Raw genomic sequence first — 23,337 nt, 5'->3', positions numbered from 1 at the left:
CGCCACTGTTTGTCCCCCGGTAGTGGTCCCTGGGCGTCCGGGGGACACGGATCGGAATAAAGTGAGGCAATGCGCACCGAGGAAGTCCTGTCCGCCATCGCGACCGGCCTGTGGAGATGGGACAACGCGGCGGGGATCGTCACCCTCGACTCCGAGGCCGCCCGACTGCTCGAACTGCCGCCCGAGGGCCGCACCTTCCCCGAGTCCGTCGTCCGCGCGCGCTTCCACCCCGTCGACTGGAACGAGATCAACGGGGTCGTCTCGCTGGCGATCGCCGAGGGGACCCTCGCGGAGGGCCGGCTGCGGGTCGTCGACGACGAGGGCCGGGTGCTCCGTACCGTACGGAGCCGCTCCAAGCCGGTCCTCTTCAACGGGGCCTATCTGCTGGACGGGATGCTCCAGCAGGTCGCCGAGCCCACCGAGGGGACGGCGGCGCGCACCCCGATCACCGGTGACTGGCGGCGCTCGCGCGAGGCGTTCCTGCTGGACGCGGGGCGGGCGCTGGCCGAGGCCCGCTCCACCGCCGAGGTGCTGCGGGTGGCGGCCTCGCTCTCCATGCCCGGTTTCTCTCCGGACGGGCTCGCGGTCTTCGGCTCGGCCGGCGAACGGCTGACGATCATCGGTCACCACGGGCACCAGAGCGCGGGCGACGACCCCTTCAGCGACATGCGCCTGGACACCGACCATCCGGCGGCCGAGGTGGTGCGCGGCGGGCGGGCCGTGTATCTGCCGAGCCCCGAGGAGTACAACCGGCGCTATCCGACCAGCTGGCCGCTGGCCCAGCGGCTGGGCCGGCAGTCCTGGGCCTATCTCCCGCTGATCGTCGCCGGGCGCACCATGGGCGCGTGGATGGCGGCTTTCCGGCATCCGGTGGCCTTCACCCCCGACGAGCGGTCGGTGCTGACGACGGTCGCCCGGATGCTGGCCCAGGCCCTCACCCGGGCCGGGGTCGCCGAGTCGGAGCGGGAGCTGTCCCTGGGGCTCCAGCGGTCGATGATGCCGGTCCTGGGGCCCGCGATCCCGGGCATGACGGTCGCGGCGCGCTATGTGCCGACCGGCGGCGGACTCCAGGTCGGCGGCGACTGGTACGACATGATCCCGCTGCCCTCCGGACGGATCGCCCTGGTCATCGGCGACGTCCAGGGCCATGACGTACGGGCCGCAGGCCTGATGGGCCAGCTGCGCATCGCCCTGCGCGCCTACGCCTCCGAGGGCCACCGCCCCGACGCGGTCCTCTCCCGCGCCTCCCGCTTCCTCCACGGCATCACCGACACCCACGAGCAGGCCGACCGCTCCGGCTCCCGCTTCGCCACCTGCCTCTATCTGGAGGTCGACCCCGCGAACGGCGGCGTCGAGATCGCCCGCGCCGGCCACCCCGAGCCCGCCGTGCGCACCGCCGACGGCACGGTCCTGATGCGCCCCACCGAGGGCGGGCTGCCGCTCGGCATCGACCCGGACTCCGACTATCCGACGACCCGGCTGACCCTGGAGCCCGGCGAGACGATGATGCTCTGCACCGACGGCCTCCTGGAGACCGGCGGCCACGACCTGGACACCGGATGGGCCCGGCTGCGCGAGGTCCTGGAGGGCCACGCCGAGCAGGGCTCCCTCGAAGAGCTGGCCGACTCCCTCGTCCAGGCCGTCCACGGGCCCGTCTCCCACTACACCATCGGCCCGCTGGCCGACCGGCGCGAGGACGACGTCGCCCTCCTGCTGCTCTGCCGCGACGACACCCCCACCCGCGAGACCCCCCGGCGCACGGCCATCACCGTCGCCCAGGCGGAACCCGAGCGGATCTCCTCCGCCCGGAACCAGGTCCGGGAGCTGCTGCACGACTGGGCCGACCCCGAGCAGGTCGACTCCGCCGTCCTCATGGTCTCCGAAATGGTCACCAACGTCCTCGTCCACACCGACGGCCACGCCCTCCTCGCCGCCGAGGTCACCTGCCAGGGCGCCACCAGCCCCCGCCGCCTCCGCGTCGAGGTCACCGACTCCAGCGACGACCTCCCCCACAAGCGCCGCCCCGGCGAAATGGCCTCCTCCGGCCGCGGCCTCATGCTCATGGAAATGCTCGCCGACTCCTGGGGCGTCGACCCCCGCGGCGAAGGCAAATCCATCTGGTTCCTCCTCCACGAGTCCAACAAACCCGACTCCGACGCGGACGGCTGAGCAAATCAACCCGCTGGGGTACCCAGTTTCAGCCCTGCTGCCTGGGTATTCAGCGAACGGGTGCCTAATTTGAGCCTCGCCGGCGTTTGAGGCGCGGGGGCTCGGGGGCGGAGCCCCCGAGCAGGGCCCGACGCTCTACGGACCACCCGCACCCCGAGTACCACCCGCACCCCTCGCACCTCTGGAATACCTCCCCCTCAACTCCCCGATCACCCCGAACGCCGCCGCCACCACCGGCACCGCCAGCAGCATCCCCAGAATCCCCGCCACCCCCGCCCCCGCCGTGATCGCCAGCATCACCACCGCCGGATGCATCTGCACCGTCCGGCTCTGGATCATCGGTTGCAGCACATGCCCCTCCAGCACCTGCACCGCCAGCACCACCCCCAGCGCCCACAGCGCGATCACCCACCCCCGGTCGGCGAGCGCGACCAGTACCGCCACCGCGCCGGAGATGAAGGCCCCGAGATAGGGGATGTAGGCCCCGACGAAGACCAGCGCGCCCAGGCCGACGGCCCCGGGGACGCGGAGGATCAGCAGGCCGACGGTGATGCAGAGGGCGTCGATGAGCGCGATGAAGGTGGTGCCGCGCATAAAGCCCTCGACGGCCTCGAAGGCGCGCCGGCCCATGGCCTCGACCGCCTCTCCGGCGGGGCCGGGGGCGATGGCCTGGGCCAGGTCGGAGGCCCGCTCGGAGTCACGGAGGAAGAAGAAGATCAGCAGGAGTGCCAGTACGGCGGTGGCGATCGCCTCGCCCACCAGGCCCAGTCCGGTGAGCACCCCGGACGCGGCGGTGCTGCCGAACCTCTCCAGCAGGTTTCTGGCGTTGCCCGCGAGATCGCCGAGCGAGGTCCCGGACGCGCCGAGGTGCTTGGCGAGCCCCTCGGCTGCCTGCTTCAGCGAGGCGACGATCTGATCGCCGCTGTCGACGAGGGCGGCGACGACGATGTACATCGCCCCGCCGACGATCACCAGGACGGCGACGCAGGTCAGGGCCGCCGCGAGCGAGCGCTGTACGCCCATCTTCACGAGCCTGCGGTACAGCGGCCCGAGCAGGGCGGTGCCGAGGATGGCGAGCAGCACCGGGGTGACGGCGATCCGGAAGGTGCCGAGGACCCAGATCGCGGCGGCGCCGACCCCGGCCACCAGCAGGATGACGACGCACCAGGCCGCGAGACGCCGTACGGGATCCGGGAGAAGGGTCAGCACTCCCCCAGCCGACCACGGTCCCGGCCGGGCGACCCGTCACGCGCGCCCGGCCGGGTGAGAGAGGGCCCGGCGGCAGAAGTGCGCCGCCGGGCCCTCTCGGCCGTACCGTCACATGCCGTGGACCGCCGGGACCGTGCCGAGCCGGCCGGCCTGGAAGTCGTCGAACGCGGCCTTCAGCTCGGCCTGGGTGTTCATCACGAAGGGGCCGTAGTGCGCCATCGGCTCCCGGATGGGACGCCCGCCGAGGAGGACGACCTCCAGGTCGGGACTGTTGGAGTCCTGCGTCTCGTCGGCGCGGACGGTCAGCGAGCCGCCGTCGCCGAAGACCGCCGTCTGGCCCTTGCGGACGGGCCGGCGGTCGGTGCCGACGGTGCCGTGTCCGGCGAGGACGTAGGCGAGGCCGTTGAACTCCTGCCGCCAGGGGAGGGTGATCTGCGCACCCGGCCGCAGGGTGGCGTGGATCATCGTGATGGGGGTGTGGGTGATGCCCGGACCCTCGTGACCGTCCAGCTCGCCCGCGATGACGCGGAGCAGCGCGCCGCCGTCGGGGGAGGTGAGCAGCTGGACCTGGCCGCCGCGGATGTCCTGGTAGCGCGGATCCATCATCTTGTCGGCCGCGGGGAGGTTCACCCAGAGCTGGAGGCCGTGGAAGAGGCCGCCGGACATCACCAGCTCCTCCGGCGGGGCCTCGATGTGCAGCAGGCCGGAGCCCGCCGTCATCCACTGGGTGTCACCGTTCTGGATGGTTCCGCCGCCGCCGTTGCTGTCCTGGTGGACGAAGGTTCCGTCGATCAGATAGGTCACGGTCTCGAAGCCGCGGTGGGGGTGCCAGGGGGTGCCCTTGGGCTCTCCCGGCGCGTACTCCACCTCGCCCATCTGGTCCATCATGATGAACGGGTCGAGGTACTTGTAGTTGATCCCGGCGAATGCGCGCCGCACCGGGAAGCCCTCGCCCTCGAAGCCGGTGGGGGCGGTGGTCACGGCCAGCACGGGCCGGGGCGTGGCCTCCGCGGGCGCGGAGACGCGCGGCAGGGTGAGCGGGTTCTCGACAGTCACAGCGGGCATGGGGAGTACCTCCTTGTGCGGCCAGTTTAGTTGAATCCTGAACTTTCCGCTACCCAGAACGAGGGACGCCCGGGAGATATTCCTCCCGGGCGTCGTCGAACCGTTCATTCCCGCTGATCAGACCCGCTCGACAGGCCCTACCCGTACATGCGCCGCATCGCGAAGTCGACCATCTGCTCCACCGCCTTGGCGTCGAAGACCATCCGGTGCTCGCCCTCCATGTCCAGGACGAAGCCGTACCCGGTCGGCAGCAGGTCGATCACCTCCGCGCCCGTGATCACGAAGTACTTGGACTCCTTGCCCGCGTATCTGCGCAGCTCCTTGAGGGAGGTGAACATCGGGATCACCGGCTGCTGCGTGTTGTGCAGCGCCAGGAACCCGGGGTTGTCGCCGCGCGGGCAGTAGACCTTCGAGGTGGCGAAGATCTGCTGGAAGTCCTCGGCGGAGAGCGATCCGGTGGTGAAGGCGCGCACCGCGTCGGCGAGTGAAGGAGGCGACGGCTCCGGATACAGCGGCTGCCCTTGCGGCTGCCCCCCGTAGGGCTGCTGGGGTGCGTACTGCTGGTGAGCGCCCTGACTCTGGTCATAGCCGTACATGCCGCAAGGGTAACGAGTCACACTTCGGCGATTGGGGGTTGCAACTTATTACTGGTGGGTAGCATCATCGTAGCTACTAGCTGGTAGATGGGTAAGCCAACAGACTCCCGAACTACGGAGCCGTCGCCATGGGGCACTACAAGTCGAATCTCCGCGACATCGAGTTCAACCTCTTCGAGGTCCTCGGACGCGACAAGCTGTACGGCTCCGGTCCGTTCGCGGAGATGGACGTCGACACGGCCAGGAGCATCCTGGAGGAGGTGGCCCGCCTCGCGGAGAACGATCTGGCGGCCTCCTACGAGGACGCCGACCGCAACCCGCCCGTCTTCGACCCGGAGACCAACACCGCGCCGATACCCGCGTCCTTCAAGAAGAGCTACCAGGCCTTCATGGAGTCCGGGTACTGGCGGCTCGGCCTCCCCGAGGAGATCGGCGGCACCACCGCCCCCCGCTCCCTGATCTGGAGCTACGCGGAGCTGCTGCTCGGCGCGAACCCCGCCATCTGGATGTACTCCTCGGGCCCGGCCTTCGCCGGAATCCTCTTCGAGGAGGGCAATGAGGCCCAGAAGAGGATCGCCTCGATCGCCGTGGAGAAGGAGTGGGGCTCCACCATGGTCCTCACCGAGCCGGACGCCGGCTCGGACGTGGGCGCCGGCCGCAGCCGCGCGGTCCCGCAGGACGACGGCTCCTGGCACATCGAGGGCGTGAAGAGGTTCATCACCTCCGGCGAGCACGACATGTCGGAGAACATCTTCCACTACGTGCTCGCCCGCCCCGAGGGCGCGGGACCGGGCACCAAGGGCCTCTCCCTCTTCCTCGTACCGAAGTTCCTCTTCGACTGGGAGACCGGCGAGCTGGGCGAGCGCAACGGCGTCTACGCCACCAACGTCGAGCACAAGATGGGCCTCAAGGCCTCCAACACCTGCGAGATGACCTTCGGCGACCGCCACCCCGCCAAGGGCTGGCTGATCGGCGACAAGCACGACGGCATCCGCCAGATGTTCATGATCATCGAGTTCGCCCGGATGATGGTCGGCACCAAGGCCATCGCCACCCTCTCCACCGGCTACCTCACCGCCCTGGAGTACGCCAAGGAGCGCGTCCAGGGCCAGGACCTGGTGAACTTCGCGGACAAGACCGCCCCCAAGGTCACCATCACCCACCACCCGGACGTCCGCCGCTCCCTGATGACGCAGAAGGCGTACGCCGAGGGCATGCGCTCCCTCGTGCTGTACACCGCCTCCGTCCAGGACGACATCGCCGCGCGGGAGAGCGCCGGCGAGGACACCGCCGAGCTGACCGCGCTCAACGACCTGCTGCTCCCCATCGTCAAGGGCTACGGCTCGGAGACCTCGTACGAGCAGCTCGCCCAGTCCCTCCAGACCCTGGGCGGCTCCGGGTACCTCCAGGAGTACCCGGTGGAGCAGTACATCCGGGACGCCAAGATCGACACGCTCTACGAGGGCACCACCGCCATCCAGGGCCAGGACTACTTCTTCCGGAAGATCGTCCGCGATCAGGGCAAGGCGCTGAACGTCCTCTCCGAGGAGATCAAGAAGTTCCTGGCCGTCGGCAGCGGCGGCGAGGAGCTGGCCGGGGCCCGGTCCGCGCTGGCCGCGGCGGCGGTGGACCTGGAGGCGATCGTCGGGGCGATGACCAAGGATCTGATCGCCACCGGCGAGGACGTCAAGAACATCTACAAGGTCGGGCTGAACACCACCCGGCTGCTGATGTCCTCCGGCGATGTCGTCGTCGGCTATCTGCTGCTGCGCGGCGCGGCGGTGGCGGCGGAGAAGCTGCCGACGGCCTCCGCCAAGGACGCGCCGTTCTACCAGGGCAAGATCGCCGCCGCGAAGTTCTTCGCCTCGACCGTGCTGCCGCGCGTCTCGGTCGAGCGCTCGATCGCCGAGACCGTGGACCTCTCGCTGATGGAGCTGGACGAGGCCGCGTTCTAGAACGGCTCGGAAAGTCCCGTACGGGGGCCGGGCCGGGGGAGTCACCCGGCCCGGCCCCCGTCGTCAATCCCGTGGCCCCGCACACCCCGTTCGGGTACGGGCGACAGTGGCGGTGCGGTGTGCCCTGATCACCCCGTGCGAGGACCGGGGGCGTGAGCGGATTCCATGCGCCCCCAGTACGCGCCCCTCGTTAAGGTGGCCCCATGAGCAGCAGCGCACCCGTCCCGTTCGACCGCGGACACACCGACGACCTGATGGCCTTCCTGGCCGCCGCCCCCTCGCCGTACCACGCGGTCGCCGTCGCCGCCGAGCGACTGGGGAAGGCCGGATTCCAGCAGGTGCGGGAGACCGACGTCTGGGACGGGACGGCCGGCGGGAAGTATGTGATCCGCGGCGGCGCGCTCATCGCCTGGTACGTGCCCGAGGGCGCCGAGGCGCACACCCCCTTCCGGATCGTCGGCGCGCACACCGACTCCCCCAATCTGCGGGTCAAGCCCCGGCCCGACGCCGGCTCGCACGGCTGGCGCCAGATCGCCGTCGAGGTCTACGGCGGCCCCCTGCTCAACAGCTGGCTGGACCGCGATCTCGGCATCGCCGGACGGCTCACCCTGCGCGACGGCTCGCACCGGCTGGTCAGCGTGGACCGGCCGCTGCTGCGGGTGCCGCAGCTGGCGATCCACCTCGACCGCACGGTCTCCTCCGAGGGGCTCAAGCTCGACAAGCAGCGCCACATGCAGCCGATCTGGGGGCTGGGCGACGCCCACGAGGGCGACCTCATCCAGTTCCTGGAGGAGGAGGCCGGCCTCGACGAGGGCGAGGTCGCCGGCTGGGACCTGATGACCCACGCCGTCGAGCCGCCCGCCTACCTCGGCCGGGACAAAGAGCTGCTGGCCGGCCCGCGCATGGACAATCTGCTCTCGGTGCACGCCGCCACCGCCGCCCTCGCGGCGGCCGCCGCCTCGCCGGGGCTCTCGTACATCCCCGTACTCGCCGCCTTCGACCACGAGGAGAACGGCTCCCAGGCCGACACCGGGGCGGACGGCCCGCTGCTCGGCACGGTGCTGGAGCGCTCGGTGTTCGCGCGCGGCGGCGGCTACGAGGACCGGGCGCGCGCCTTCGCCTCGACGATCTGTCTCTCCTCCGACGTCGGCCACGCGGTGCACCCCAACTACCCCGAGCGCCACGACCCGACGCACCACCCGCGTCCCAACGGCGGCCCGATCCTCAAGGTCAACGTCAACCAGCGGTACGCCACCGACGGCAGCGGGCGCGCGGTCTTCGCCGCGGCCTGCGAGAAGGCGGGCTCGCCCTGGCAGTCCTTCGTCTCCAACAACGCGATGCCCTGCGGCACCACCATCGGCCCCATCACGGCGGCGCGCCACGGCATCCAGACCGTCGACATCGGCGTGGCGTGCCTGTCGATGCACAGCGTGCGCGAGCTGTGCGGGGCCGACGACCCGTATCTGCTGGCGAATGTGCTGACGGCGTTCCTGACGGGCTGACGGCCGGGGGCCTTCGGCGAAACATCCGGGAAAGGCCCCGCCGGGCAGGGTGAGCGTCATGGTTCCGCCCGATCAGACCTCTCTCACCGCCCACAGCGGCCCCTCCCGCCGCGCCCTCGCCATCACCGCCGCCATCGCCGCCGTCTTCCTGTTCGGCGGCGGCTGGCTGCTGCTGCGGCAGTACGGCGACCGGCCGCCGCTCGCCGAGGACGTGGCGTACGAGTCCGGCTTCGTCCACGGCTCCCGCGTCCGGCAGTACGACCGCGTCGGCGACCAGGTCGCCGATCTGCGCGCAGGCGGCTGCGAGCGGCTGGCCCTGGTCGGGGCGGGCGGCCGCGAGATGTCCTACGACCCCGGACTCTGGGTCAAGGGCTGCATGGACGGGGTCTCGGGCCGCCCGGCGGCCGGTCAGGGCATCCTCGGCTAGGCGGCGGGGTCGGGGGCCCGGGTCGCGGCCTCCTCGTCCATCCCCGCGAGCACCAGCGGGAGCCTGCCGACCCCGTCGGCGCTCACCAGGACCGGGACCCCCCAGTCCTGCTGGTGCACATGGCAGGCCGGATATTCATTGGCCGGGTCGTCGTCGCAGGACGCGGCCATCGCGGAGACATGCAGCACGCCCTCCCCGACCGACGGATCGATCTCCAGCTCACGGGAGAGGTCGCTGCCCGCGCCCTCGCCGCCGGCCAGCAGCTCGGGCGGGGTGGCGGAGACCAGCAGCCGGGTGGACGGCCCGTACCGGGTGTCCAGCTTCTGGCCCGCCGGGGCCTGGAAGACCACATCCAGCCGCAGCCGCCCGGGGGCCACCTCGGTCGGGGCCCGCCGGGTGCGATGGGCGACCGCCTCCACGCGCACCGCCTCCTCCGGCAGCCGCAGCCGGGTCAGCCGGTGCCGCGCGGACTCCACCACCACGATGTCCTCGCCGACGAGCACCGCGTCGGAGGGCTCCCGCAGATCGGTGGCGAGGGTCGTCACCTCACCGCTCGCCGGGTCGTACCGGCGCAGGGCGTGGTTGTAGGTGTCGCTGACGGCCACCGATCCGTCCGGCAGCACGGTCACTCCCAGCGGGTGCTGCATCAGGGCCTGCCCGGCCTCCCCGTCCCGGTGCCCGAAATCGAAGAGCCCGGTGCCCACCGCCGTGCGCACGACCCCGTCGAGACCGATCCAGCGCAGCGCCGAGTTCTCGGAGTCGGCGATCCACAGCCGCTCCCCGTCCGCCGCGAGCCCGGACGGCTGCGCGAACCACGCCTCGGCGGCGTCCCCGTCGACCAGCCCCTCATTGGTGGTGCCCGCCTCGACCCGCACGGTGCCGCCGACGGGGTCGTAACTCCACAGCTGGTGCACCCCGGCCATGGCGATCCACAGCCTCCCGTCCCACCAGGCCACGTCCCACGGCGAGGACAGCGCGACCTCTCGCGCGGGCCCCTCCGTCGGCGACCCCTGCCACCACTGCTTCCCGGTCCCGGCGAGCACCTCCACCGCCCCGGTCCCCGGGTCGTACGCCCTGATCGCGTGGTTCACCGTGTCCGCCACGGCCACCCGCCCGTCCGGCAGCAGCGCGAGCCCCTGCGGCTCGTTGAACTCCCCGTCGCCGATCCGCCGCACCACGCTCTCCCCGTCCGGCCCCAGCTCCACCAGCTGATTCCTGGTGGTGTCCGAGACCAGGAAGTTCCCCGACGGCAGCAGAATCGCCTTCCCCGGAAACCTCAGCCCACCCGCGACCGGCTCCGGCGCCACATACGGCCCGTCCCCCCGCCTCAGCGTCCCCTTCGCCCCATGCTCCGCCTCCAGCTCCGCCACCAGCGCGGCGATCGCGTGCGCATGCCCCTCCCCCGCGTGCTGCGCGACCACATACCCCTCGGGATCAATGACCACCAGCGTCGGCCACGCCCGTACCGCGTACTGCTTCCACGTCACCAGCTCCGGATCGTCCAGCACCGGATGCCGCACCTGATACCGCTCGACGGCGTCGACCACCGCCTGGTGATCGGCCTCGTGCACGAACTTCGGCGAGTGCACACCGATGATCACCACGGTGTCTCGGTGCTTCTCCTCCAGCTCGCGCAGCTCGTCCAGGACATGCAGACAGTTAATGCAGCAAAAGGTCCAAAAATCTACGACAACGCACTTACCTCGCAGGTCGGCGAGGGTGAGCTCTTTGCCTCCAGTGTTGAGCCAGCCGCCCTTGCCGATCAGCTCGGGGGCACGGACACGGGCACGGCGGGGCGCGGGGGCGGGCGCCAGGGCGGCATCGTTCATGCTTCAAGCTTGCCATCCTGGTATGAACGCCGGATCACACGTGTACGGCACGATTCCAGGGGGCGGCGTCCGTGCCGGCGGCTTCGCCCACTGGATCTGGATCCGTTGCTCTGGGACGATTCGCCGCCCGCGAACCCCCTTGCTCACTTCAACCCGGTCGATGGCAAGCGACAACCGATCGCGCCGGTCGCCGGTCGCGAAGTCCGCCCACGCCTCGCGCAGCATGACGGTGTCGAGCATCGGTGACACGTCCACAGAGGGCACGGGGAGCATGCGGAGATCGGTGCGAAGGCCCTCGATGCGCCCTCTCAGGCGTCCCGAAAGCCGGTTGTAGCGTTCCACGGCCGCGGTGTCGTTGAACTCGCCACGGACGTAGCGCGCGTCCTCCAGGTCAGCCAAGCGGGCTTCCTCGTCCTGAATCTCGGTGGTGAGTGCATCACGTTTCGCGAAGGTCTCCGGATCCACGCGGTGCACCCATCGATCGGCGATGGCCGCGAGCAGCGGGTCGCCCGGTTCAAGCACTGGGAGCTTCGTGAGGAACTGTTCAGTCACGTAGTTGTCCACGGCCTCAGCCAGCGCCGACGCTCCGATGCACTGGTTGCCCGCACGGCGGGCCATGCACTGATAGCTGCCGCCCACACGGTGCATCCGGCGACCACAGCCGGGTACCGCGCAGTAGACGAGTCCCGTGAGCAGCGCCGTCCCTTCGGGCTTCGGTCGCCGCTTTCCCGCGTGCACAAACGTTCTCGACTCCAGTGTGCGGATGATCTGTTCGCGCTCTCCGGTCGTGATGATCCCCTCGCCGATCCCGACAGTGTTCAGCGTCTCGGGATCGCGGTACGGGAAGACCCTGCCCGTGTACTTCCGCTCGCCGTCATCTGTCTCGACGCTTTCGGTCTCCGGCATCAGACCGGCGAACGCGGGGGAACGCAGGAGCTGCATGATGCTGGCCGCGTTCCACTGCCCGCCCCTGGGGGAAAGGATCTCGTGCTCGTTGAGGAGCCGGGCGATCTTGACCAACGATCTCCCGGCCAGCGCTTCGTCCGCGATCAGGCGGGCGTAGACGGCGTGATCCGGGTCGTGGACGAGTTTCTTGGTCTTCGGGTCGATGAGCAGCCCGTACGGAGGCTGTCCGCCGATCCACTGCCCCTTGCTCCGGAGGTAGCGCTTCGCGTGCCCGACACGCGTGCCGAGATTCTTCGACTCGGACCGGGCCAGCTCAGCGAGCATCGCGACGGCCGTGCGCGCCGAGTCGTTCGAGGTGTCGAGGCCGTCTACGACTGAGACGAGACGGCCGCCGGCCTTCTCGATGTCGTCCAGCACCTTGCCCACCTGCCCGATGCCCTTTCGGGACAGGCGGTCCAGTTTCCAGACGATCAGCGTGCCGACGACGCCCGCCGTGACGGCCGCCAGCGCGGCGTCGAAGCCCTTGCGCTCAACGGTCTTGTAGCCGGAACGCCCTTTGTCTATATGGACCTTTCGGACAGTCAGTCCATTGCGTTCGGCCCAGGCACGGCAGTCGGTTTCTTGCCGTTCGATTGCGGTCTTGCCGTCCCGGTCGAGGGACAGGCGGAGGTAGAGATCACAGATCGTGTCTTGGTGCACACACTCAGCATGGCGAAGAGCTCGGTGCCCTGTTGTCTATTTCAGGAAATCGAGAATAGAGATCTCCCTCGGAGACCTCAGGGAGGGCACTTGCTTGTCACCGGCGTCCAGCCGGCTGCCCCTGCCGATCAGCTCGGGGCCGGACGCGTGCACGTCTCCCCCTCATCCGACCGCACCGGCACGGAAGCGCGCATTCCACCAGGGGGATCAAAGGATTTGTCATCATCTGATGGCGTTTGACGCGATCTTTTCCAGGCGTGTGCCCATGGCGGCGGCGCTTCTGTGGGGCAGCCCGGGGTACGGGCCTACGATCGTCATACGAAAGCACTGCCGGGGTACCGCCCGGCAGCGTAACTTGACTGCCGAACCTCCCACGCAGAGCAGCAGACCAGCCGTCGCCCGCCAGCCGCCAGCCCGCGTCCAGCAGAACCGCCGAGGGGTCCCGTGACCGTCCATCCCAGCCTCCAGAACTATGCCGATGCCTGGACCCACTCCGTCGAAGCGATAGCGGAGCTGGTGCAGCCGCTCGTGGAGGGGGAGTGGAACCGGGCGACGCCGTGCCCCGCGTGGTCGGTGCGGGATGTGGTCTCGCATGTGATCGGCGTGGAGACGGAGATGCTGGGGGATCCACGTCCGATCCATACGCTGCCGCGCGATCTCTACCATGTGACGAACGACTTCGCCCGGTACATGGAGATGCAGGTCGACGTACGCCGTCATCACACGGCCCCGGAGATGACCTCCGAGCTGGAGTACACGCTGATCCGGCGGGCGCGGCAGCTGCGCAATGAGACCCGGTCGCCCGACACCATGGTCCGGGCGCCGCTGGGGGCGGAGCAGACGCTGGAGCTGGCGATGCGGATGCGCGCGTTCGATGTGTGGGTGCATGAGCAGGATCTGCGGGTCGCGCTGAATCGGCCGGGCAATCTGGACTCGCCCGGTGCGCAGATCGTGCGGGACGTGCTGCTGGAGGCGCTGCCGAAGGTGGTGGCGAAGGACGCGGGGGCGCCGCCGGGTTCGGCGGTGGTGATCGATGTGCACGGGCCGGTGGAGTTCCTCCGTACGGTACGGGTGAACGCGGACGGGCGTGGTTCGGTGGACGGCGCGCCCTCGCTGGGGCCGATCGTGACGCTCGCGCTGGACTGGGAGACGTACTACCGGCTGGCCTGCGGGCGGGTCAGGCCGGCCGCGGTGGCGGACCGGGTGAAGGTGGACGGGGACCAGGAGCTGGCGGCGGCGATCCTGCGCGCGTTCGCCGTGACACCGTGACGCCGTGAGGCGCTGAGGCCTCACGCGGGTACGTGCACCGCCTCCACCCGGCTCGCCACCAGCCGCTCGCGCTCCAGCCGGGCCGCGCGCCCCCGCAGCCGCAGGATCTGGACGATGCCGAGGACTTGCAGGACGAACACGCTGGAGAACGCGGCGCGGTAGTTCCCGCCGGTCGCGTCGAGCAGCACGCCGATCGCCAGCAGGGTGGTCATCGAGGCGGTGAAGCCGCCGACGTTGACGATTCCCGAGGCCGTGCCCTGCCGCTGCGGCGGATTCGCCGGCCGGGCGAAGTCGAAGCCGATCATCGAGGCGGGTCCGCACGCCCCCAGCACCACGCAGAGGGTGACCAGCAGCCACATGGGGGCCCGGTCCCCGGGGTGGGCCAGGGTCGCGGCCCACAGCAGGGCCGTCGCGCCGACCGTGCCGAGGACGAGCGGCACCCGGGCGGCGTGGTGGCGGGCGATGACCTGCCCGTACACCAGGCCCACCACCATGCTCACCAGCACCACCAGGGTGAGCAGGGAACCCGCGGTCCCCCGGGCGAGGCCCTGGTCCTCGATGAGGAAGGGCATGCCCCAGAGCAGCAGGAACACCATCGCCGGGAACTGGGTGGTGAAGTGCACCCACATCCCCAGCCGGGTGCCCGGCTCCCGCCAGGAGCGGGTGATCTGCTCGCGTACGAACCCCGAGCCCGGCCGGCCCGCCGGGGGCGGCTCGTACCCCTCGGGGTGGTCCCGGAGGAAGAGCACCACCAGCACCACGACGACCGCGCCGGCCACCGCGCTGCCCGCGAAGGTGGCGGTCCAGCCGATGCCGTGCAGCAGCCGGGCGATGAGGATGGTCGAGACCAGATTGCCCGCCATCCCGAAGAGCGCGGCGATCTGGGCGATCAGCGGCCCGCGCCGGGCCGGGAACCAGCGGCTGCCCAGGCGCAGCACGCTGATGAAGGTCATCGCGTCGCCGCAGCCGAGAAGCGCTCGGGCGGCCAGCGCCGTGCCGTACGAGGGGGCGAGCGCGAAGCCCAGCTGTCCCACGGTGAACAGCACCGCGCCGATGGCCAGCACCTTCTTGGTGCCGAGCCGGTCGACCAGCAGACCGACGGGGATCTGCATCCCCGCGTAGACCAGCAGTTGGAGGATGGAGAAGGTCGAGAGCGCGGAGGCGTTGACGTCGAAACGGTCGGCGGCGTCGAGGCCCGCGACCCCGAGCGAGGTGCGGAAGATGATGGCGACGAAGTAGACGCTGACGCCGATGGACCAGATCGCCACCGCCCGGCCGCCGCCCGGCGGGGAGCCGGAACCGGAACCGGAACCGGCTATGCCGCCCGGGGCGCTCACCGGACCTCTCCGCGCGCCAGGGCGCTGAACCAGCCGACATGGCGGTGGACGAGGGCCGCGGCCCGCTCCGGGTCCCCGGCGCGCAGCGCTTCGAGGATCTCGCTGTGCTCGGTGACGTTCTTGGCGATCCGGTCGGGATGCGCGTGCATGATGGCGACCCCCATTCTCAGCTGCCGGTCACGGAGTTGGTCGTAGAGGCGGGAGAGGATCTCATTGCCCCCGCTGCGCACGATCTCGGCGTGGAAGAGCCGGTCGGTGACCGCCACCGCGGCCAGATCGCCGGTCTCGCCCTGCCGCTTCTGCTGTTCGAGCAGCTCTTCGAGCCGGGCGAGCAGCCGGGGCGGGGCGGGCACGGCCTTGCGGGCCGCGTGCTCCTCCACCAGCAGCCGGGTCTCGACCACATCGGCGATCTCCTGCGCGGAGACCGCGATGACGAGGGCCCCCTTCTTGGGGTAGAGCTTGATCAGCCCCTCGACCTCCAGCTTGAGCAGCGCCTCGCGGACCGGGGTGCGGGAGACGCCCACGGCGTCGGCCAGTTCGCCCTCGGTCAGCAGGGTGCCGCCCTCGTAACGGCGGTCGAGAACCGCCTGCTTGACATGGGTGTAGACGCGTTCGGCCGCAGGGGCTGCGAGAGGCATGCGTACAGCTTAGATACAAGTGGGGTACATCCACAGCGGCCTGTCCACGATGCAGGACGGGCCGACGGGGCGCGAGGCGGACGCGTTGGGGGCGCGCGATGGGGACGGGCGGAACGGAGTGAGATGTTCCGAAAGAGATGTACGCCGTTCCGTACATCCTTTCCGCCCCTTCGTCTGTCTCACCCCAGGGCACTTGTCTCACACAAGGCCACCTGCACTCAGACATTGACGACGCACCTGCCTATTTCGGAGCGTTTCCCTTGATACTCAGCAACACGAACGTCCGCAGGGCCGCCACCGTGGTCCTCTCCGGCGGTTTGCTGCTCACCGCATCGCCGCTCGCCGCACCCGCGCAGGCGGCGGCCAAGCCCAAGCCCAAGCCGTCCATCAGCGCCAAGGGCGGATATCTGCTGGACCAGAAGACCGGCAAGGCGCTCTTCGCCAAGAGCGAGAACACCCGCCGGGAGATGGCCAGCGCCACCAAGGTCGCCACCGCGATCACCGTCCTGGACATCAAGGGCGTCGATCTCAACCGCAAGGTGACCGTCAAGCAGGAGTACCGCGACTATGTCGACAAGGAGAAGGCGAGCGAGGCGGATCTCAAGACCGGTGACCGGCTCACCGTGCGCCAGCTGCTCTACGGCATGATGCTGCCTTCCGGCTGCGACGCGGCGTACGCCCTGGCCGACACCTTCGGCAAGGGCTCGACCAGCGCGGCGCGCACCAAGTCCTTCATCGGCATGATGAACAAGAAGGCCGCGTCGCTGAAGCTGAAGAACACCAGGTTCGACTCCTTCGACGGCATCTCGCACGGCGTGAACAACTACACCACCCCGTCCGACCTGGCGAAGCTCGCGCGGCACGGCTTCAAGAACAAGCACCTGCGCGAAGTGGTGAAGGCCGAGAGCCACACCTCCTACGCCCCCGCCAAGGGCGGCGGCACACGCAAGTACACCTGGTACAACTCGAACAAGCTGCTGGGCTCCTACAAGGGCGCGGTCGGCATGAAGACCGGCACGGGCAGCAAGGCGGGGCCCTGCCTGGTCTTCGTCGCCACCCGGGGTTCCAAGACGTATGTCGGTGTCGTGCTCAACGGCAAGGACCGCTACAAGGACGCCGCCAAGCTGCTGGACTACGGCTTCGGCTCGAAGAGCGCCAAGACCATGAAGCTGCGGACCCTGCCGGCCGGCGCCGAGCAGGACTGAGTCCCCTCGCGGACATACGGGGGCCCGTGACACTGTGCCGTGTCACGGGCCCCCGTATGTCACCGGTCGGTACCGGGCGTCAGGCCCAGGTGATCAGCCGCCTCGGGTTCTCCAGCACGGCGGCGGTGTCCGCGAGCACCCGTGAGCCCAGCTCGCCGTCGACCAGCCGGTGATCGAAGGAGAGCGCGAGCGTGGTGACCTGACGCGGCTTCACCTTGCCCTTGTGCACCCAGGGCTGGAGCTTGATCGCGCCGACCGCGAGGATCGCGGCCTCCCCGGGGTTGAGGATCGGGGTGCCGGTGTCGATGCCGAAGACGCCGACATTGGTGATGGTCACCGTGCCGCCCGACATCGCCGCCGGGGTCGTCCTGCCCTCCCGGGCGGTGGCGACCAGCTCGCCCAGCTCACCGGCGAGTTCGGGGAGGGTCTTGGCGTGCGCGTCCTTGATGTTCGGCACGATCAGACCGCGCGGGGTGGCCGCGGCGATGCCCAGATTCACATAGTGCTTCTGGACGATCTCCTGGCGCTCCTCGTCCCAGGAGGCGTTGATCCCGGGGTTCCGCCGGATCGCGACGAGCAGCGCCTTCGCGATCAGCAGCAGCGGATTGACCCGCAGACCCGCGAGGTCCGGGTCTTGTTTCAACTCGGCGACCAGCTTCATCGTGCGGGTCACATCGAGGGTGATGAACTCGGTGACGTGCGGCGCGGTGAACGCGCTGCCGACCATCGCCGCGGCCGTGGCCTTCCGTACCCCCTTCACGGGGATACGGGTCTCCCTGGCGCCGGCATCGGCGGGCACGGCCGTTTCCGGTGCCGTTTCCGGTGCGGCGTCCGGCGTCACGGCCGGGGCCGGAGTCGGGGCCGGAGTCGGGGCCGGGGGCTGGACCGCCGCGTGCACGTCCTCGCGGGTGACGACACCGCCGGGGCCGGTGGGGGTGACGGACGCCAGATCGACGCCGAGGTCCTTGGCCAGCTTGCGTACGGGGGGTTTGGCCAGCGGGCGGGGGCCGGCGGGGCGGCCGTTCACCCCGGCGGTCGCCTGCTCCGGCAGCTTGCCCGGCGTGGCGACCGGTGCGACCGGGGCAGACGGAGCGACCGGGGCAGGCGTGGCGGCCGACGTCGTCCCGGCGACGGCGACCGCGGCGGCCTTGCGGGGGCGGCGCTTGCTGGAGGTCTCGGCCACTCCGTAACCGACCAGGACCGGCTGACGGCCCTGAGGAGCCTCCTCGGCGGCCTCCTCGGCGACCGCTGGGGTCTCTGTGGCCACTGGGGCTGCCGGGGCCTCAGCGGCCTCCTCAGACCCGGCCAGCCGCACCGAGATGATGACCTGGCCGACATCGACCGTCGTCCCCTCGGCGTAGTTCAGCTCCTGCACCACCCCGTCGTACGGAATCGGCAGCTCCACGGCCGCCTTGGCCGTCTCGACCTCGCAGACGACCTGCCCGTCCGTGACCGTGTCGCCGGGCTGTACGTACCACTTGAGGATCTCTGCCTCGGTCAGCCCCTCGCCGACGTCCGGCATCTTGAACTCGCGGATCACAGCAGACTCCTCAGTACGCGAGCGAGCGGTCGACGGCGTCGAGCACCCGGTCCAGGCCCGGCAGGTACTCCTCCTCCACCCGGGCCGGCGGATAGGGCGCGTGGAAGCCGCCCACCCTCAGCACCGGAGCCTCCAGGTGGTAGAAGGATCGCTCGGTGATACGGGCGGCGATCTCCGCGCCGGAGCCGTAGAACACCGGGGCCTCGTGGACGACGACGAGCCGGCCCGTCCTCTCCACCGAGGCCTGCACGGCGTCGAAGTCGATCGGCGACATCGAGCGCAGATCGAGCACCTCGACCGACTTGCCCTCCTCGGCCGCGGCGGCGGCGGCCTCCACACAGACCTTCACCATCGGCCCGTACGCGGCCAGCGTCAGATCCGTGCCCTCACGGACGGTCCGGGCGGCGTGCAGCGGCCCCGGGATGGCCTCGGTGTCGACCTCGCTCTTGTCCCAGTAACGGCGCTTGGGCTCGAAGAAGATGACCGGGTCGTCGCTGTGGATGGCCTGCTGGAGCATCCAGTACGCGTCCGAGGAGTTGGAGGGCGAGACCACCTTGAGGCCCGCGACATGCGCGAACAGCGCCTCGGGCGACTCGCTGTGGTGCTCGACCGCGCCGATCCCGCCGCCGTAGGGGATACGGACGACGACCGGCAGCTTGATCTTGCCGAGCGAGCGGGCGTGCATCTTGGCGAGCTGGGTGACGATCTGGTCGTACGCCGGGAAGACGAATCCGTCGAACTGGATCTCCACCACCGGCCGGTAGCCGCGCAGCGCGAGACCGATCGCGGTGCCGACGATGCCGGACTCGGCGAGCGGGGTGTCGATGACCCGGCCCTCGCCGAAGTCCTTCTGAAGCCCGTCGGTGACCCGGAAGACGCCGCCGAGCTTTCCGACGTCCTCACCCATGATCAGGACCTTGGGGTCGTCCTCCAGGGCCTTGCGCAGCGACTCGTTGAGCGCCTTGGCGAGCGGGAGCTTGGTGACCGCCATGATTCAGTTGCCTCCCTCGGCGAAGGACGCCTGGTACGCGGTGAACTGCGCCCGCTCCTCGTCGACGAGGGCGTTCCCGTCGGCGTAGATGTTGTCGAAGATCGACACGGGGTCCGGGTCGGGCATCGCGCGCACCGCCTCGCGCACCCGCTTGGCGAGTGCGTCGCTCTCCTCCTCCAGGGCGGCGAACCAGGCCTCGTCGGCGTGGCCCTCCTTCTGGAGCAGGGCGCGCAGCCGCAGGATCGGGTCCTTGGCCTCCCAGGCGGCCCGCTCGTCGTCGTGCCGGTACTTGGTCGGGTCGTCGGAGGTGGTGTGCGCGCCCATCCGGTAGGTGAACGCCTCGACCAGGGTCGGTCCCTCGCCCCGGCGGGCCCGCTCCAGCGCCCAGCGGGTCACGGCGAGACAGGCCAGTACGTCATTGCCGTCCACCCGGACGCCCGGGAAGCCGTAGCCCTGGGCGCGCTGGTAGAGCGGCACCCGGGTCTGGCGCTCGGTCGGCTCGCTGATCGCCCACTGGTTGTTCTGGCAGAAGAAGACCACGGGCGCGTTGTAGACGGCGGAGAAGGTGAAGGACTCCGCCACATCGCCCTGGCTGGAGGCCCCGTCGCCGAAGTAGGCGATGACGGCCGTGTCCGCGCCGTCCTTGGCCACGCCCATGGCGTAGCCGGTGGCGTGCAGGGTCTGCGAGCCGATGACGATGGTGTAGAGGTGGAAGTTGTTGGCGTTGGGGTCCCAGCCGCCGTGGTTCACCCCCCGGAACATCCCCAGCAGATTGGTGGGGTCGACGCCCCGGCACCAGGCGACGCCGTGCTCGCGGTAGGTCGGGAAGACATAGTCGTCGTCGCGCAGCGCCCGGGCGGAGCCGATCTGGGCGGCCTCCTGGCCGAGCAGCGAGGCCCACAGGCCCAGCTCGCCCTGGCGCTGGAGGGAGGTGGCCTCGGCGTCGAAGCGCCGGGTCAGGACCATGTCCCGGTAGAGCCCGAGCAGCTCTTCGGGGGTGAGTTCGATCCGGTAATCGGGGTGCTCGACCCGCTCGCCCTCGGGCGACAGCAACTGCACGAGCTGGGGCTCGGAACTCTGTGGCTTCGTCGCGGCGCTCACGCGCTTGCTGCTGCGTCGCGGCTTGCGCGCGGCAGTGCTCTCCACGGTCACGATGCGTGCTCCTCCGTCTGTCCGGTCCCCCGGGATTGCCGGGAGCCTGGGGTCGCCCCTGTCGATGACAGGGAGAGGCTCGCCCGTTCTCGGCCTCGCGCACGGGGTGGGTGCGGGAAAACGGGAACAGGCGTGACAGGCGCCCCCGACGAGACCCTGTCAAAAAGCACGTTACCCAGTGCGGAGCATTCCTGTGAAACCCCTATTGACCTGGGATTTTGCTTGGATTTCCAAGTAAATCGAGAAATAGGGGAACACTTACCGGTTACCGCGCTGGTCACGGCCTTGCGGGCTGTCGAGGACACCGGCACGTTATCCCGGGCACCCGGGGCACGGGAAGAGCCGGTGTGTGAGACTGCATTCGTGCGCGAAGAAGGAAAAATCACCGTATTCCTGCTGGATGACCACGAAGTCGTCCGCCGCGGCGTCCATGAGCTGCTCTCCGTCGAGGACGACATCGAAGTCGTCGGCGAGGCGGGCACCGCGGAGGACGCCATGGTCAGGATCCCCGCCACCCGCCCCGATGTCGCCGTGCTGGATGTGAGGCTGCCGGACGGCAGCGGGGTGGAGGTCTGCCGGGAGATCCGTTCCCAGGACGAGAGCATCAAGTGCCTGATGCTGACCTCGTTCGCCGACGACGAGGCGCTCTTCGACGCGATCATGGCCGGTGCCTCCGGTTATGTTCTGAAGGCGATCCGGGGCAATGAGCTGCTGTCGGCGGTACGGGAGGTCGCGGCCGGGAAGTCGCTGCTCGATCCGGTGGCGACCGCGCGGGTGCTGGAGCGGCTGCGCGACGGGAACACCCCCAAGGGGGACGACAAACTGGCGGGCCTGACCGAGCAGGAGCGCAAGATCCTCAATCTGATCGGCGAGGGACTCACCAACCGGGTGATCGGCGAGCGGCTGCACCTCGCGGAGAAGACCATCAAGAACTATGTCTCCAGCCTGCTGTCGAAGCTGGGCATGGAGCGGCGGTCCCAGGCTGCCGCCTTTGTCGCCCGGCGTCAGGCGGAGCGCCAGCACCACCGCTGAGCCCGGCACCGGCGCTGAGCCCAACGCCGCGGTGCCGCCGAGCCCGGCCGGGCGGACCCCGACGAGCCCCGGACCGGGACTTACGTCCCCGTCGAGCAGGGGCGGCAGCCCCTTCCGCGGGGGACTCCGGTCACCCAGAGTGGACCCATGCCCACCGAGGAACTCCACGCCGCAGCAGCAGCCGACGCCACAGCTGTCACCGGCCGCCCCGGTTCCGCCGCTGGTTCCGCCGCCGGTTCCGTCGTCGGTTCCGGGGGAGCGCGCACCCCGGACGCCGACGAGCTGCTCGCCATGGAGCTGCTCGGCCGGGTCTCCTACGGCAGGCTGGCGACGAGCATGCGGGCGATGCCCTTCGTGGCCCCGGCCCGGCACATCGTCCTCGGCCGCGGTGTCGTGCTCCGTATCCACCGGGGTTTCGGCTACCACCGGGCGTGCAACGGCGCGGTGGTGGCGTACGGCGCGGACAACTTCAACTCCGGCGGACGGGCGATGTGGTCGGTCCAGTTCACCGGCACCGCCGAGATCGTCCAGCCGGCCGATGAGGAGCTGCGGCTCTTCGGCGACGAGCCCTTCCAGGCCGACGGCGAACGGTTTGAACCGGTATATATGCGTATCGAACCTCAGTTCGTTACCGTGCACACCCTGGACTATCTCTCAGAGCAGCCAAACCGACACGTTGCGTGATCTACCATTTGGTGAGTGCCGCGCTCATCTGTCATCGCCGCGCCGCCGGTCGGCGCCCTGCTGAGCCGCTACGAGAACCCGGGCGAACCGCTCTCCTGTGAGCGGGTCACCGAGGGGCTTCTCAACCGCGGCTACCGCCTCGCCACCACCCGTGGCGCGTACTTCCTGAAACATCATCTCGACGGCGACCACCACGCCATCGCCCGCCAGCACCGCGCCACCCTGCGCCTCCAGGCGCTCGGAGTGCCCGTCGCCCCGCCCCTCGCGGACGCGCACGGCGAAACGGTCGCGGTGATCGGCGGCCGCTGCTACGCACTGCACCCCTGGATCGACGGCCGCCACCGCGACGGGGCGCAGCTCTCCACGTCCCAGTCCCGGCGTCTCGGCTCCCTCCTCGGGCTGGTGCACACCGCTCTGGAGCGGGTGATGCGCCACCCCGCGGATCATCCCGGGGGCGGGCCCGCGGATCGTCCCGGGGGCGGGCCCGCGGATCGTCCCGGGGCCGGTACGGCGGACACCGGGCGCTTATCCGGGCACTCGCTCCAGTACGAGAGCGCCGACCCCGAGGAAACCTTCGAGCTCATCGACGAACTGCTCTCGCTGGCCCGCTCGTCCGGCCCCCGGGACCCCTTCGACACCCTCGCGGAGCACCGCCTTCAGGAGCGCCGGGCGCTGCTGGAGCGCCATGCCGGCCGCAGACCGCCCCCGGCCTCGGCGGGCGGCTGGGTGCACGGCGACTTCCATCCGCTGAATCTGCTCTACCGGGGCGGCGAGCCCGCCGCGATCGTGGACTGGGACCGGCTGGGCGTCCAGCCGCGTGCGGAGGAGGCCGTCCGGGCCGCGGTGATCTTCTTCGTACAGCCGGCCGGTGAGCTGGAGCTGACGAAGGTACGGGCGTACGCGCGGGCCTACCGCCGGGCGGTCGGGGCCGACCGGGCGGAGCTGGCGGCGGCGGTGCACCGGGTGTGGTGGGAGCGGCTCAACGACTTCTGGATACTGCGCTGGCGCTATCAGCTGCACGACCGAAGGGCCGACCCGCAGTTCGCAGCGGTGTCGGCCCTGGCGGTCTGGTGGACCCGGGAGTACGAGGCGGTACGGGAGGCGTTCACGGCGTAACCCCGCACGGCAGCCC

19 protein-coding genes are annotated in these 23,337 nt (G+C 70.3%); 9 read left to right on the top strand and 10 right to left on the bottom strand.

All coding sequences use genetic code 11. The features are described 5' to 3' along the window. Nucleotides 1-69: 69 nt before the first annotated feature. On the top strand, nucleotides 70-2,169 hold the full coding sequence (locus ABD371_RS13040; protein ID WP_344476172.1) for an ATP-binding SpoIIE family protein phosphatase: 2,100 nt from the start codon (nucleotides 70-72) through the stop codon (nucleotides 2,167-2,169). 135 nt (nucleotides 2,170-2,304) lie between these two features. On the opposite strand, the gene ABD371_RS13035 is transcribed toward ABD371_RS13040, so the two are convergent. The 3 genes from ABD371_RS13035 to ABD371_RS13025 form a co-directional block, all read right to left on the bottom strand. Further along, the gene (locus ABD371_RS13035) at nucleotides 2,305-3,378 is read right to left on the bottom strand and encodes an AI-2E family transporter (RefSeq protein WP_344476169.1); all 1,074 of its coding nucleotides are present in this window, start codon (nucleotides 3,376-3,378) and stop codon (nucleotides 2,305-2,307) included. A gap of 108 nt (nucleotides 3,379-3,486) precedes the next feature. Continuing rightward, the gene (locus tag ABD371_RS13030) at nucleotides 3,487-4,443 is read right to left on the bottom strand and encodes a pirin family protein (RefSeq protein WP_344476167.1); all 957 of its coding nucleotides are present in this window, start codon (nucleotides 4,441-4,443) and stop codon (nucleotides 3,487-3,489) included. Between the two features lie 137 nt (nucleotides 4,444-4,580). Further along, a complete protein-coding gene (locus ABD371_RS13025; RefSeq protein ID WP_190121151.1) occupies nucleotides 4,581-5,039 on the bottom strand; it encodes an SseB family protein in 459 nt (152 codons plus the stop codon). Between the two features lie 128 nt (nucleotides 5,040-5,167). Between ABD371_RS13025 and ABD371_RS13020 the strand changes: the two genes are divergently transcribed. The 3 genes from ABD371_RS13020 (at nucleotide 5,168) to ABD371_RS13010 (ending at nucleotide 8,923) form a co-directional block, all read left to right on the top strand. Then, complete coding sequence (locus tag ABD371_RS13020) at nucleotides 5,168-6,994, top strand: acyl-CoA dehydrogenase (RefSeq protein ID WP_344476164.1); 1,827 nt, start codon at nucleotides 5,168-5,170, stop codon at nucleotides 6,992-6,994. 203 nt (nucleotides 6,995-7,197) lie between these two features. Continuing rightward, entirely contained in the window at nucleotides 7,198-8,496 is a 1,299-nt protein-coding gene (locus ABD371_RS13015; RefSeq protein ID WP_344476161.1) for a M18 family aminopeptidase, read from the top strand. A 58-nt stretch (nucleotides 8,497-8,554) separates the two neighbouring features. Next, complete coding sequence (locus ABD371_RS13010) at nucleotides 8,555-8,923, top strand: hypothetical protein (RefSeq protein ID WP_344476159.1); 369 nt, start codon at nucleotides 8,555-8,557, stop codon at nucleotides 8,921-8,923. Here the strand turns inward: ABD371_RS13010 and ABD371_RS13005 are convergent. Continuing rightward, nucleotides 8,920-10,752 (bottom strand): NHL domain-containing thioredoxin family protein, encoded by a 1,833-nt coding sequence (locus ABD371_RS13005; protein ID WP_344476156.1) that lies wholly within the window; start codon nucleotides 10,750-10,752, stop codon nucleotides 8,920-8,922. The two genes, ABD371_RS13010 and ABD371_RS13005, sit on opposite strands and share 4 nt — an antisense overlap. Nucleotides 10,753-10,755: 3 nt before the next feature. Further along, nucleotides 10,756-12,357: a recombinase family protein gene (locus ABD371_RS13000; protein WP_344476154.1), complete on the bottom strand. Its 1,602-nt coding sequence runs from the start codon at nucleotides 12,355-12,357 to the stop codon at nucleotides 10,756-10,758. A 444-nt stretch (nucleotides 12,358-12,801) separates the two neighbouring features. On the opposite strand from ABD371_RS13000, the gene ABD371_RS12995 reads away from it, so the two are divergent. Beyond that, a complete protein-coding gene (locus ABD371_RS12995) occupies nucleotides 12,802-13,626 on the top strand; it encodes a maleylpyruvate isomerase family mycothiol-dependent enzyme (protein ID WP_344476152.1) in 825 nt (274 codons plus the stop codon). Nucleotides 13,627-13,646: 20 nt separating this feature from the next. Here the strand turns inward: ABD371_RS12995 and ABD371_RS12990 are convergent, their stop codons facing one another. Continuing rightward, nucleotides 13,647-14,963 (bottom strand): MFS transporter, encoded by a 1,317-nt coding sequence (locus ABD371_RS12990; protein ID WP_344476150.1) that lies wholly within the window; start codon nucleotides 14,961-14,963, stop codon nucleotides 13,647-13,649. Further along, on the bottom strand, nucleotides 14,960-15,601 hold the full coding sequence (locus ABD371_RS12985; RefSeq protein WP_344476148.1) for a GntR family transcriptional regulator: 642 nt from the start codon (nucleotides 15,599-15,601) through the stop codon (nucleotides 14,960-14,962). The genes ABD371_RS12990 and ABD371_RS12985 overlap by 4 nt, the downstream gene beginning before the upstream one ends. Before the next feature lie 263 nt (nucleotides 15,602-15,864). On the opposite strand from ABD371_RS12985, the gene ABD371_RS12980 reads away from it, so the two are divergent. Then, a complete protein-coding gene (locus ABD371_RS12980; RefSeq protein ID WP_344476549.1) occupies nucleotides 15,865-16,806 on the top strand; it encodes a D-alanyl-D-alanine carboxypeptidase family protein in 942 nt (313 codons plus the stop codon). A gap of 79 nt (nucleotides 16,807-16,885) precedes the next feature. On the opposite strand, the gene ABD371_RS12975 is transcribed toward ABD371_RS12980, so the two are convergent. The 3 genes from ABD371_RS12975 to pdhA are packed head-to-tail and all read right to left on the bottom strand — an operon-like array spanning nucleotide 16,886 to nucleotide 20,489. Continuing rightward, nucleotides 16,886-18,328, bottom strand: coding sequence for a dihydrolipoamide acetyltransferase family protein (locus ABD371_RS12975; protein ID WP_344476547.1), 1,443 nt, complete (start codon nucleotides 18,326-18,328; stop codon nucleotides 16,886-16,888). Between the two features lie 28 nt (nucleotides 18,329-18,356). Further along, nucleotides 18,357-19,337, bottom strand: a complete 981-nt coding sequence (locus ABD371_RS12970; protein ID WP_344476146.1) for an alpha-ketoacid dehydrogenase subunit beta — start codon at nucleotides 19,335-19,337, stop codon at nucleotides 18,357-18,359. 3 nt (nucleotides 19,338-19,340) lie between these two features. Then, nucleotides 19,341-20,489, bottom strand: coding sequence for a pyruvate dehydrogenase (acetyl-transferring) E1 component subunit alpha (pdhA, locus tag ABD371_RS12965; protein WP_344476144.1), 1,149 nt, complete (start codon nucleotides 20,487-20,489; stop codon nucleotides 19,341-19,343). Nucleotides 20,490-20,852: 363 nt separating this feature from the next. Between pdhA and ABD371_RS12960 the strand changes: the two genes are divergently transcribed. From ABD371_RS12960 to ABD371_RS12950, 3 genes are all read left to right on the top strand, one after another. Further along, entirely contained in the window at nucleotides 20,853-21,521 is a 669-nt protein-coding gene (locus tag ABD371_RS12960; protein WP_190121161.1) for a response regulator, read from the top strand. A 147-nt stretch (nucleotides 21,522-21,668) separates the two neighbouring features. Then, nucleotides 21,669-22,205 (top strand): pyridoxamine 5'-phosphate oxidase family protein, encoded by a 537-nt coding sequence (locus ABD371_RS12955; RefSeq protein WP_381733708.1) that lies wholly within the window; start codon nucleotides 21,669-21,671, stop codon nucleotides 22,203-22,205. A 15-nt stretch (nucleotides 22,206-22,220) separates the two neighbouring features. Continuing rightward, nucleotides 22,221-23,321: a phosphotransferase gene (locus ABD371_RS12950; RefSeq protein WP_344476141.1), complete on the top strand. Its 1,101-nt coding sequence runs from the start codon at nucleotides 22,221-22,223 to the stop codon at nucleotides 23,319-23,321. The last annotated feature ends 16 nt before the right edge of the window (nucleotides 23,322-23,337 follow it).

It is taken from the genome of Streptomyces amakusaensis, assembly GCF_039532665.1.
Classification (GTDB): Bacteria; Actinomycetota; Actinomycetes; order Streptomycetales; family Streptomycetaceae; genus Streptomyces; species Streptomyces amakusaensis.
The sequence above is the reverse complement of the archived record's forward strand: the minus strand, read 5'-3'. Positions and strand labels throughout refer to the sequence as shown.